The organism is Pseudomonas sp. Van50, assembly GCF_055390755.1.
On sequence record NZ_AP024343.1, the window covers coordinates 2,774,198 to 2,786,328 of the forward strand.

General features: G+C 59.4%; 11 protein-coding genes. 1 reads left to right on the top strand and 10 read right to left on the bottom strand.

What is annotated here, in order from left to right:
* Positions 1 to 282 precede the first annotated feature (282 nt).
* The 5 genes from ACZ5M5_RS12190 to ACZ5M5_RS12210 all read right to left on the bottom strand — a co-directional run bounded on the left by ACZ5M5_RS12190 (position 283) and on the right by ACZ5M5_RS12210 (position 5,608).
* The gene (locus ACZ5M5_RS12190) at positions 283 to 846 is read right to left on the bottom strand and encodes an NADAR family protein (RefSeq protein ID WP_464739091.1); all 564 of its coding nucleotides are present in this window, start codon (positions 844 to 846) and stop codon (positions 283 to 285) included.
* Positions 847 to 1,068: 222 nt separating this feature from the next.
* Positions 1,069 to 2,760: a thiamine pyrophosphate-binding protein gene (locus tag ACZ5M5_RS12195; RefSeq protein ID WP_464739092.1), complete on the bottom strand. Its 1,692-nt coding sequence runs from the start codon at positions 2,758 to 2,760 to the stop codon at positions 1,069 to 1,071.
* A 139-nt stretch (positions 2,761 to 2,899) separates the two neighbouring features.
* A complete protein-coding gene (locus ACZ5M5_RS12200) occupies positions 2,900 to 3,655 on the bottom strand; it encodes a hypothetical protein (protein ID WP_060742913.1) in 756 nt (251 codons plus the stop codon).
* A gap of 285 nt (positions 3,656 to 3,940) precedes the next feature.
* The gene (locus ACZ5M5_RS12205; protein ID WP_060742912.1) at positions 3,941 to 4,945 is read right to left on the bottom strand and encodes an aldo/keto reductase; all 1,005 of its coding nucleotides are present in this window, start codon (positions 4,943 to 4,945) and stop codon (positions 3,941 to 3,943) included.
* 102 nt (positions 4,946 to 5,047) lie between these two features.
* Entirely contained in the window at positions 5,048 to 5,608 is a 561-nt protein-coding gene (locus ACZ5M5_RS12210; protein ID WP_060742911.1) for a PaaI family thioesterase, read from the bottom strand.
* 59 nt (positions 5,609 to 5,667) lie between these two features.
* On the opposite strand from ACZ5M5_RS12210, the gene ACZ5M5_RS12215 reads away from it, so the two are divergent.
* On the top strand, positions 5,668 to 6,123 hold the full coding sequence (locus ACZ5M5_RS12215) for a MarR family winged helix-turn-helix transcriptional regulator (RefSeq protein WP_060742910.1): 456 nt from the start codon (positions 5,668 to 5,670) through the stop codon (positions 6,121 to 6,123).
* 83 nt (positions 6,124 to 6,206) lie between these two features.
* Here ACZ5M5_RS12215 and ACZ5M5_RS12220 read toward each other — a convergent pair whose 3' ends face one another.
* The 5 genes from ACZ5M5_RS12220 to ACZ5M5_RS12240 form a co-directional block, all read right to left on the bottom strand.
* The gene (locus ACZ5M5_RS12220) at positions 6,207 to 7,715 is read right to left on the bottom strand and encodes an amino acid ABC transporter permease/ATP-binding protein (RefSeq protein WP_464739093.1); all 1,509 of its coding nucleotides are present in this window, start codon (positions 7,713 to 7,715) and stop codon (positions 6,207 to 6,209) included.
* Positions 7,716 to 7,821: 106 nt separating this feature from the next.
* The gene (locus ACZ5M5_RS12225; RefSeq protein WP_404942914.1) at positions 7,822 to 8,628 is read right to left on the bottom strand and encodes an ABC transporter substrate-binding protein; all 807 of its coding nucleotides are present in this window, start codon (positions 8,626 to 8,628) and stop codon (positions 7,822 to 7,824) included.
* A gap of 73 nt (positions 8,629 to 8,701) precedes the next feature.
* A complete protein-coding gene (locus ACZ5M5_RS12230; RefSeq protein ID WP_464739094.1) occupies positions 8,702 to 9,754 on the bottom strand; it encodes an isopenicillin N synthase family dioxygenase in 1,053 nt (350 codons plus the stop codon).
* Positions 9,755 to 9,768: 14 nt separating this feature from the next.
* Positions 9,769 to 10,620: a sugar phosphate isomerase/epimerase family protein gene (locus ACZ5M5_RS12235; RefSeq protein ID WP_092142267.1), complete on the bottom strand. Its 852-nt coding sequence runs from the start codon at positions 10,618 to 10,620 to the stop codon at positions 9,769 to 9,771.
* A gap of 318 nt (positions 10,621 to 10,938) precedes the next feature.
* On the bottom strand, positions 10,939 to 12,117 hold the full coding sequence (locus tag ACZ5M5_RS12240) for an MFS transporter (protein ID WP_060742906.1): 1,179 nt from the start codon (positions 12,115 to 12,117) through the stop codon (positions 10,939 to 10,941).
* Positions 12,118 to 12,131 lie beyond the last annotated feature (14 nt).

Genomic DNA, 12,131 nt, shown 5'->3' on the forward strand with positions numbered 1-12,131 from the left:
TACGGTTTGGTCCAAAGCCTTCACTGACTTCGACGCAGATAGTTGGATGTGGGCCTGGAACAACCCCATGGTGCCTAATGCGCTTCGTGAAAAAGCACTGCCGCTCAAGTAACTGCAGATTCTCTCGGGCGCTGAATGCTTTGGCGCGGAAGAGGCGATCACCCTCGAAGGTGAGGGCACTGCTTGGGAACTGGCCGCTGTCGCGGTGCGCCACCTGAACGCACTGGGCTGCTATCGAGCGCCAACGTCACCTGATGGACCAACTATTTTTCTGGCCATCACTCACCTTGGGGCCGGCATACCAGTCCCGTCCCGCACCTGCATCAGCGCAAATCCCAGCAGATTCAAGCCTTTCCAGAGATTCGGATTGTTCGCATCCGCGCTGTCCTGTGCGAGCCCTATTCCCCAGATGTTATCAACCGGGCTGGCTTCGACAATAACCCGCGAACCGGTTTGTAGAAGATATTCGTTCAACTGCGGATTCTGGGAGAACTTGGCCTGGTTCGCTCGAACGACGATGTCGTATCGGTGTTGCAGCCAAACCTTATCATTGAATCCGCGCACGTTGCGGCCAAGCGCTTTGGCGGCATTTGGAGTAGGAGCGTGGAGCACCTGCGCACGAATATCCTGATCGTCGAACAAGGCCGCTTTCTCGGCCATCATGTAGTGTTCGGCTGTCGGGTAATGTTGCCCGTCGACAATGAACCCGGCCTCGAACCATTGGCTGAAGCACGAAGCCGTGACGCCAGTTTTACTGCGTTGGTGCCCCCAGAAAAACGTGAAGCTCAGACACTCTCCAGAGTTGAAACGGGCGCACAGTTGTTTCAGATGTTCAGAGTCGTTCAATTACATATCCTCGCTAACTGAAGATCGAAGCTACAGCTATTGTGCTGACCGAGGCAACCACGAAGCTTGGTAGATCGAACGTCCACAGATTGGGGAGTAATTGCATCTCTTCAACCTGATCAAGATCAACCGATGCCAAACACTTTGCGAACTTTGGCTTGCTTACCGATGCTTTGGGCCACATTAACCAGTGCAACTCAGTTTTCGAAAGGCCCGCTAGCTTCAAGCCATGATCGGTAATTCAATGAGATTGGGGCGGCCTGAGCGAATGCCATCCTCGACTGCTTCAGCAATATCGCCGGCGCGCTCGACCCTGCGCGACGCAACCCCCAGGGAGGAGGCGAGGGCCTGGAAGTCGATGGCCGGGTCCCGGATGTCCATGCCGATGAACTGGTTCGTACCGGCACTTCGGTAGTGCGCCTGGTTACGCGCGTAGTTTTTCAGGATGTTGTATTCGCCATTGTTCATGACCACAAAGGTGACGGGCAAACGCTCGTGTGCCGCTGTCCAAAGCGCTTGGGGTGAATACATCGCCGAGCCATCGCCGACCAGGCAGACCACCGGGGTGCGGTCCAGGCCAAGGGATGTACCGACAGCCGCCGGCATGCCCCAGCCGAGGATGGCGCTCCGCGTAAACAGGTACTGGCGGGCCGAATGCGAATCCAGGCAAGCACGCACATGAGCGATGGTGACCGGTGCTTCGTCGACGATCCACACATCAGGGCCGATTGCCCGGACAGCTTCATGGGCCGCAACGAAAGGCGTGGTCACGGGCGTATTGAATTCGCGCTTCGCGCGCTCGGCCACTTCGATTCGGCGAGTACTGCGCTCGTGCGCAGCGACATTTCGCAGCGTCGCGATGGCCTGGCGGTGTGGGGCCAGTGTCTGATCCAATAACGGCAGCAACAACTGCAAGGACAGCTTGATGTCGCCTATCAATCCCAACGCCGTTCCATGCACTCTGCCCAGTTGGTGGCCATCGCCGGTCAATTGAATGAGACGGCAATGAGGGGGAATCGCCGGGCCTTGCGAGTATTGGTAACTGATCAGCGAATGGCCGCCGAGAAGCAAGACCGCATCGAAGTCAGCGAACGTTTCGCGGATATCGGCAGCTTTGGGCGACAAGGCTCCGCGCCATTGAGGATGAGCGGTGGGGAAGGGGATATGCCCGGGCCAGGATGGCCCGAAGACCGGCGCGCCGAGTGCTTCGGCGAGTCTCACCGCTTCCGCTTGGGCATTCGACTGGAAGACCTCCTCCCCGACGATAATCGCCAGGCGGCCGGGGGTAACCGTCGATAAGGCGTCAGCCAACGGGTCAATCGCCGCGGTCACCGCACCTCGTTCGATTCGCGACGGCTGGCCAGCATCGGCATCGGTGTGCTGCTCCATCACGTTGATCGGCAGCGAAAGGAAAACCGGGCCGGTCGGCCCCGTGCGGCAGTCCTGAAGAGCGCGACGCAGCAGCATCGGGATATGTTCGGGATGCTGGATTTCCTCCGCCCATTTGACGCTCGGTCGGGCCAGGCTGACCAGATCGCCATGAAGCAGCGGGTCGGTCACGCCATGGCGGGTATCCTGTTGGCCCGCGGTGATCACCAGCGGCGTGTTCGCCATCTTCGCGTTCAGGATGGCGCCCATCGCATTGCCAAGGCCTCCTGCAGTATGGAGGTTGACGAAACCGGGGCGGCCGGATGCCTGGGCATAACCGTCGGCCATCGCCACGACGCAGGCCTCCTGGAGGCCGAGCACGTAGTGAATGTCGCAGACGCCCGAGAGCGCATCGAGCAACGGCAGCTCCGTTGTTCCCGGATTGCCGAAGACATGACGAACGCCTTCGCTGCGCAGTACGTCTACGAGCAGGTCCGCGCCGCGTTGCCCACGGATGCTGGACGGGACACAGGGAGTTGAAGGCATGGCGCGAAACCTCACTTATTGGAAGAGATAATTTACCCTGCTTTCGTGGCTATCGGATTGCCAAATGGCAGTGCACCACTGGTGCGGCGGCGACGCTGAAAGCCCTGGCGCCGGGTTTGATTTGAAGCCTGTCAGTGACTTAACGTCCGCCCATTCTTTCGAGCGACTGGCTTTTGCGCGGCAAATCGCTGGTACGCTTGTCCGAGGCTTTGCGAATCGCATTGCACAAGGCCCGGACGATGGGTACGTAGCTCAGCTGGCTGGGCTGGCAGGCCTGGAGCGCACCCGTTGGGTTGATCAAATGTACCGCGATGTGCCCTGGCAGCCATGAGACGAGTGGCCAGCGGGGCCGTTGGGCGATCGTCGGGCACAGATCCGCCGCCGTCACACCAAATTCAGCAGATGCCACGAATGCGACTCCCATCAGGCACGCGCCTTCAAGCTGGGCGCGTAGGCGACCGGGGTTTTCTACCGCGCCCAGGTCAGCGACAAACACCGTGTCATGCACAATCAAGCGGCCCTCGTCGCTCAGCTCGACATCGAGTACCGCGGCCATGCAAGTCTGCGCATCGCAGTGTGCGGCGATGCCCTGGGTTCGGCGACCGCCTGAAGGCTTGCCCCAATGGCTTCTCGTGGCCGCTTCGGTGATGACGCTACGCATTCGCCGGGCATCGAAACCTGAGCGTTGCGCGGCGCCGTCGGCCCGTGTTGATACCGAATCGATCAGGGAAAGCAGGTAGTCTTGTTGATCGAGCCTGCATGCAGGGTCCTGTGCGGCCATGAATCGCTGTTCGGCGCGCAGGCGAAGCAACAGGTCCTTACGGTCCAGGATACCGTCTGGCGATGGCCAGATGAATTGATCAAGCGCGCTGTCGTGCCCGTCAGGGTGGTTCATTTGCGTTTCTCCTTCCGCCTGATGACAAGAGCTCCAGCAAAAAGCAACCAAGGGTGCGGAATCTCTGGTTAAGCCAGGTTCCTGCGGGAGCCGGCAGGCTCGCTCCCGCAGGTTCATGCTGGCGCCGCAGGAGCAATCCTGGCGTTACTTTAGGCGGCGCGATCTGACGTCAAGGTGACGGGAGGCTGACAGGAACATGTCAGGCGATAAAGGGGGCCGGGCAGGTGATGCATACAGTTGAATCTGACCTTCTTCTTGTCGCCGGCTTGCATCACCCACCCACGTTCAAGCCACGATCTGCGCTGCTGCGCGAGCCCAAGGGCTCGCTGTCCTTGCTGGCATCGAAGGAGACAAGCTGCTAACGGTGTCGAGCCGATGAATCTGCTCGGCTGACAGTTCAACCGACAGGGCTGCGAGGTTGTCGGCCAACTGCTCGACCGAGCGCGGGCCGATGATGGGCAACGACCCGTGCGTGCCGGACCAGGCGATGGCGATCTGACCGGGGCTGACGCCCAGTTCGTTGGCGATGGCGATAACCGTGTCGAGGACCTGTGTACGCTGCTCGCTGTTCTCTGCCTGGAACACCTTGCCACCGAGGCCCTCGGCGCGTCCTTTCTCGCCCTTGCGGTACTTACCGGTCAGCATGCCTCCGCCGAGTGGCGACCAAGTGACGATACCCAATCCCAACGCATGCGAAGCCGGGAACAGATCAGCCTCGGGCTCGCGGTGGACCAAACTATGCTCGAATTGCGCCGCAGCGATCGGCACCGAGTGGGTGAGTTCGGCGAGGGTGACTGCGCGCGATAACCGCCAAGCAGGGAAATTGGAGAGGCCGGCATAAAGAATCTTGCCCGCGCGGGCGAGATCCTCGAACCCACGGACGATTTCTTCGGTGGGCGTGACATCATCCGGCCAATGCGCCCAGTAGAGATCGATGCGATCGGTTCCGAGTCGCTTCAGGCTTGCCTCTACCGAGGCCACCATGGCTTTACGACTATTGCCGGTGACGAGGCGATCAGCATTGGGCTGTGCGCCTCGGGTGTACTTGGTCGCCAGGACGAAACTCTCGCGTCGGCCCTTCAGAAGGGTCCCGAGCAGCTCCTCGGATTGTCCGAACTGGTAGATATCCGCCCCATCGATGAAGTTGCCGCCGGCCTCCGCGTACGCATTAAAGATTGCCGTGCTGACATCGGGATCCGCGCCGTAACCCCAGCCTGTGCCAAAGTTGCCTGTCCCGAGCACGACCTGGGACACACTCAGTCCTGTTTTGCCGAAGGATGCATATTTCATGTTTTCACCATTGATCAAGTCGGGAAGATATTGTCAGACAGTGTCGGCGCAAAGGCCTGGGCGTCGCGTGTTTTGCGGGTAACGGGTGGGCCAGGATCGGTCTCAGCCTTGGCCATGAGAGGTCCCCTGTGTGGCTGCCGGATGATCGAAGATCAGGCAGGTGGTTGTCGCGTGCGCGTACAGTTTGCCGTCGGGGCCAATGATCCGGCCCTCGGCCGTCGCCACTGTACGCCCCGCATGGATGACCTTGCCCTCGGCACGCACCAACGGGACCTGGTCGTTCAGGGGGCGCACCATGTTGACCTTCAGCTCCAGCGTGGTATAGCCCTTGCCTGCGGGCAAGGTCGAGTGCACGGCGCAACCTACTGCCGAGTCGAGCAGCGTAGCGAACCATCCGCCGTGGACGGTGCCCAGTGGGTTGTAGTGCCTGCGCTGTGGGCGACCTTGAAAGACGGCAATGCCGGGCTCCATGTGAATCGGCACGAAATCGAGCGTGTCGCCGATGGGTGGGGGAGGCAGTTCTCCAGCAAAGATCGCTTCGAACACTTCCATGCCTGTTCGACCGGCGATCTGATCCTGCGGCGCGGTATCGGCGACCAGCAAGCGCGCACGAATCGATTTTTCCTCCGCGTTCCAGTGAGCAACGACCTGATCGACTTCCATCGGCATTTCCTTCTCTTCAGATAATTGCATATGCAAATATTGCAGGTACAATATACCCCATGAAAAATACTATCAAGCCACAGGGCTGCACCAATCTGAAGCTCCGCCAGCTCAATCGCATGGTGACGCGTCATTACGACCGCTACGTCGCCGAGTCCGGCCTCAAGAACACGCAGTACGCACTGTTGTCGCATGTCGTCAGGCTGGGGCCTATTCGGCCGAGTGACCTGGCCAGGCAAATGCAGATGGATAATTCGACCCTGACTCGAAACATGCAGTCCCTGACCACTCAGGGGTGGCTGGAGATTGGTGCAGGAGGCGATGCCCGCAGTCGCCTTGTCGAAGCGACCGAGGCAGGACGCGTAAAGCAAGCCGAAGGCCAGCGGGCCTGGAAGGAGGCACAGCGCGCGCTCAATGGTCTACTCGGCGTGGAGCGCGTGGCCGTATTGCACGAATTGCTCGACGCATGCATTGCGAGCCTTGACGACGATCTTGATGAATCCCCATCAGAATGACTCGCCAGCCGCTTCGCAACGGATAACGTGAGTGTGTTTGACGGATATCCCATCTCGAGTGTCAGGACCCAATCAGACCGAGTTCAAACCCTCATGAATTTCTTGATTCTCTCGCCGCACTGATCAGCTCGGATCATCCCAGGCGCCGCATCCAGTTTGACCAGGCCGTCCTCCATGAAAACCACCCTGTCGGAAATTGACATGGCGAAGTCCATTTCATGGGTCACGATCAACATGGTCATGCCTTCTTTTGCCAGGTCGCTGATCACCTTGAGCACATCGCCGACCAGTTCCGGGTCAAGGGCTGAAGTAGGCTCATCGAACAGCATGATGTGGGGATCCATTGCCAATGCGCGGGCGATTGCCACGCGTTGTTGCTGACCGCCTGACAACTGATGCGGATACTTTTGCGCGTGGGCCAGCAGCCCGACCTTGTCCAGCAGGGCGTAGGCGCGCTGCTCGCTGATGGACTTGTCGCGGCCGTGATAGCGCGGCGCGAGGGTGACGTTGTCGAGAATGGTGCGATGAGGAAACAGGTTGAAGCTCTGGAACACCATGCCGATACGCTGTATCCCGTGGCGTACTTGTTGCGTGTTGGGGTTGTCACCGGCGTGGATATAACTTTCTCCGAATAGAATGATCTCGCCCTGGTCGATGCTTTCCAAGGCGTTGACGGTCCGAATCAGCGAAGTTTTTCCCGACCCCGACGGACCGATGATGGAAATCACCTGACCCACGTTGACATCAAGGTTGATGCCCTTGAGTACGGCGTGCTGGCCGTAGCGCTTGTGAATGTTGACCAGTTGCAGGGCGGGTGCCGAGCCAGGCCCCGGCGCTGTACGAGCGTCTGCCGGAGAGGGAGCCGCCGGTGACGCACGTAGACGCCGCAGGCTGATGTCATCCAGCGTTTGTGGTTTGCGGTTGTTGAGCTCCAGGTGTTGCTCCAGCCAATGAAACAGCCAGCCGAGCACGGTCACGATCAGCACGTAATACACCGCCACGGCCGACAGGGTTTCCATGACCAGGAAGTTTTGCGCGTAAAGGCGTTGGCCCACGGTCAACAGCTCGGTCAAGGAAATCACCGAGACCAGGGAGGTCAGTTTCACCACGGTGATGTATTCGTTGATCAGTGTCGGCAGGGAAATGCGGAACGCCTGTGGGATCACGATCAGGCGCTGCAGACCGATCAGGCCGATGCCCAGTGCACGGCCGGCTTCTTTCTGGCCTTTGGCAACGGATATCAAGCCGCCACGATGAATTTCCGCCATGTACGCCGCCTCGGTGACCACCAGTGCCAGCAGGCCGGAATAGAACGGGTTGGACAGTACGCCACGGGTGACCGGGAACATCTGCGGCAGGTTATAGACGAACACCACCAGCACGAGCAGCGGCACGCTGCGAAAGAACCAGATATAAACCGACGCCGGCACGCTGATCCAACGCGTGGCCGAAAGCTTGGCCGAGGCCAGCAGGAAGCCCAGCAGCATGCCGATGAACCAGGCCAGCGTGCTGAGTTCCACCACCGTAATGCAGGCTTTCCAGAAGTCCGAGACCGAAAACAGAGAAAAAAAGTAGGGCCATTCAAATTGCATGTGTACCTCCAACTGCTGGCGTCGACGGAGGCTTCACCTATGCCGGGCAGTCAAGCGAACGCCGCCGACTGTGGGAGCGGCCTCGCTCCCACAGGGCTGCACTGAGTCAGTTAGTCGGTTCTTCCAGGTTGTATTTCTTCAACAGGGCGGCGTATTCACCTGACGCTTTCGTCGCATCAAAGGCCTTGAGCAGCGCCTGATAGAGTGCGTCGTTGTCCTTTTTGACGTAGATACCCAGCGTTTGTTGATAGATCGAGTGCTCGGTGCTGATCACAACCCGGCCTTTGGTGCGTTCTGCGATCATGCCGGCGGCGCCGTCGATCTCCACCTGAGCCTGCACGTTGCCGGAGAGCAGCGCCTGGGTCACTTCAGGTGCGGACGGGAATTCGCTGACCATGATCGCGCCCTTGTTGTTCGGGGTGCAGTAATCGGTCGAGAGTTTGTTGAATTGCGTCACCCAAGTGGTGCCTTTTTCCAGGCCGACTTTCAGGCCGCAGAGGTCTTCCGGTACTTTCGGTTTCAGCGGGCTGTCCTTCAGTACCATGATCGCTGCGCCAGTCTTGGCGTATGCGATGGTTTGCGCTTGGGTCTGCCGTTCAGGCGTGATGTACATGCCCGAGATGATCGCGTCATAGTGACCGGCGTTCAGGCTCAGCAGCAGGTTGGAAAATTTGGTGTCAACGAAGTCAGCCTTGAGGTCCAGATGTTTGGCGAGCAATCGCGCCAGTTCGGGGTCGGAGCCGACGACATTTTTTTGTTCGTCGTATGATTCGAAGGGCGGATAGGTGATTTCCATGCCGACCTTGAGGGCGCCGGGTGTCACCGTCGTGGCTGCGTGGGCTCCTGCCGCACCGAGGATCGCGAAGGCCAGCAGGGACAAGCGGACAGCGATATTCATTGGATTGCGCATCATCGGTGACTCCACGTCGAAAAAGTAGGGTTGGGCTGGTTTTGAAACAGGGTTGTTTTGGAACGGGTCGGGGGCATCAGGACGCTTCCTGCGTCTGGTTCTTCAAGTGACCGAAGCTCGATGGCTTGCGTGCGCGCTCATACAGCTTGAGTTCGCCCCGTTCGACTTTGCGGCGCAGGTATTGATAGGTTTGCAGCGCTTGGCCAAACATGTGCTCGCCGATGGTGATTTCCTCGTAATCCTTACCGCCTTCAAGAAACTGCGGCAGCGGCTTGATTTGCGTATGGAAGTCGCACGCATAGAAGAGTGGGAACGAGTAGCGCTCTTCGCTGACGGTTCGCACTCGGTGAGCCGTCGCGACGAATGTGCCTGCGGTCATGACCTCCAGCATGTCGCCGATGTTGACCACAAACGTACCGTCCATGGGTGGCGCATCAATCCATTGCCCCAGATCGTTCATCACCTCGAGGCCTGGCTTGTCGGCAAGCAAAATGGTGAAGCATTCGTAGTCGGTATGCGCACCAATGCCGGGCGCGTCTTGAGCCGCCAGGTCAAACGGGTAATGAATCAGGCGCAGCTTCGACGGTGGGCGAGTCACCATTGCCTCGAAATAGTCCTCCTCCAGGCCCAAAGCGAGCGCGAAACCCTTGAACAAGCGACGACCTAATGCAAACACCGCGGCATAGTAGGCTTCGACGGCGGGACGGAAACCCGGCAGGTCTGGCCATTCGTTCGCCCCGATCAATGGCGTGCCGGCAATCACCAGCGGATCGTCTTCGCTCACTTCGAAACCAATATCGAAAGCCTCCTTGTGATCCGGTTTGCCTTTGGCATAGACCTCTTCACCTTCAGGCACAAAACCCTTGTGGCTGCGTGAAGTCCCGATGTAGTGCTGCATTTTGTACTCAAGCGATTGTGCGAACAGGTCCTTCGCCGCTTGACGCAAGCCGTCGATCAGTGACGATTCGATGCCGTGGTTCTTGATGTACAGGAAACCGACTGCGCGGGCGGCGTTACCCAGTTCTTCGGCCACTGCCTGGCGCTGGGTGATGTCGTCGCTGTACAGCCCGGCGATATCCACCACCGGAATGCGATTGAAGTTGGCGGTCGTGGGCGTTTTATCAGGCATGAGGGGGGCGCTCCTTATCGGGTTGAGGTGCAGGCGAAACGCCGAAAATGCTCGCGCTCGGTGTTTGCCATCCACACGTTCAGCGACCACAGATCAGCCACCGGCACGTTGGTGAAGGGCAGGTGATGCAGATAGCCGTCGGCGCCGAACTCCGGTGTCAGCGTGCTGACCTGATACCCGCGTTTTTCCTGGGATCGCCAGATGGCCTCCCAATGTTGCTGATGGAAGGCAAGCGCTTGGCTGTACTCGGGGGCGGCGGGGTGGGGAACTTGCGGTCCCTGGTCATAGCCGACTCGGGCCTGGATATGGTGAACACGTTCGACGAAGGCACTGAGGTCGTCTTCCGGATCGTTGAGCAGGCGCTCACAGGTGACGACCCAATGACTGATGTCGCTGGTGAAGCGCAGGTCCGGCAGTTGACGAATCAACTCGAGGGTGACCCAGGGGTTGAATAACGAGCGCGCGCGATGGGTCTCGAAGGCGCACACCTGGCCATGCTTGCGCGCGACGTCCATCGCGCGGCCAAAGAAGTCGACTTGCTGTGCCAGTGGCCAGCGGTCGTTGCCAGCCAGCAGGTTGACGAAGCGCGGCGCCAACTCAGCCGCCCAACCGAGTTTCTTGTCGAGGTCCAGAAGGTGTTCGTCGACGGTTGCCGACTGTTCCGGCAGAACGTCGTAGGCGCTGAAGACGGTGCTGATATAGCTGACTTTGTTGATGCGTAGAAAGGCTGCGAACTCGGCACGTTCGCTGGCGGTCATGGGCAGGCGGGCTTCCATGCCATCGAACCCGGCTTCAAGCAACTCATCGAGCGCTTGTGCCTTGCTCGCGGTGTAGCCCCACAACGTTCGGAATATTTCCAGCTTCATCGATCTGCTCCAAAGGTTCCTTCGCATGATTGACACGGCGACGTTGCGGCGCTAACCGAAACGCACAACGAACGGCAGTGACAATCAGAAAAGGCAATCTTCGGGCCGCATCTCTATGGAAAGGCTCCTTTGTTGCCGTCAATAGTAGGGAGGGTGGTTGGCGGAAAGAATAGGGAAGCGCAAAAAGATAGTTCAGAGATTTCTAAACTATTGATCACTGGCCGCGGCCCTGATCGTCAGTCATCGATCCGGTGCTCCGGACCTGGCGCGTTGATCACACCGCCGAGCCGTCTTGCAGCAAAGATGCCGCTCCATGAATCACTTTCGCACCACCGCCACCCGGCGCCCGCTCATGAAACACAGCAGCCCACCCACCGCAGTCAAGGCGCTCAAGACGTAGAACATCGTCGGTGCCGGGGTTTGTATCAGCAGGTACCCGCAGATCACCGGGCTCAGGGCGCCGCCGAGGGCGGCCAGGTTTTGGGCGCCGTAGTAGCTGCCGCGCAGTTCTTCCGGGGCCAGGGTATCGACGAAGAGAAATTCGGCCGGGTAGATGATCATTTCACCGAGCGTGAAAATGAACATCGCCACGCACCAACTCAGCATGTCGTCCGCCAGGCTGAAACCGATCAGGCCAAGCATGAACAGGCTGGTGCCCGCAGCGATCCAGTAGCGCAGCTTCTCGCGATCGAGGAACCGGCCGATCTGGTATTGCAGCAGGATCACAGTGATGGCGTTGCAGGCGAGCAGGGCGGCCATGATCTCCAGTGCACGCTTGGCGTCGTGGGTGACCAGCAGGTATTGCGACAGATACAGCGTGAAGCGTCCGTGCACCACGGTGCTGAGCAGGCAGCCGCAGGTGAACATGATCAGGGTGCGGTCGTTTTTCAGGGTCTTCAGGGTCTTGAGAAAACTAGGCGGTGGGCCAATGGCCGCTGTCGGCGTTCCATCGCTGGGGATTCCCATCATCAGAAAGATGCTGGAGAACGCGATGCCTGCGGCGATCAGGAATGGCGCGATCGGGTAGACCCCCGCAATCACCACGCCGAGCATGGGGCCGGTGGCGTAGCCGATGTTGGTCAGGGTGTAGCGCAGGGAAAACGCTTTGGCGCGCTGGCCGATGGGCAGGTTTTCGCTGAGGATCGCCTTGGAACCGATCAGAAACAGGGCCGACGCGGTCTCGGTGATCACCACGGTCAGGGTGGTCAGGTAGAGGTTTTCGGCAAAGGTCAGCAGGACGAAACCCACGGCGCTGGAGAGCATCGCCAGGATCAGCAACCGGCGCTTTTCCAGGCGATCGATGATGTAGCCGCCGTACAGGGCCAGCAGGGTGGCGATGAACACCGCGATGCCCAGCAGTAAGCCGACATCTTGTTGATTGAGGCCCAGCTTGTTGCTCAGGAACAGCGTGAGCAACGGGCTGGTGATGGCGCGGCTGACCACGATGGTCAGCGAAGCGATCATCAAGCGTCGAATAACGAGGGAGTAAGTGGCCACGGGGGGCAAATGTC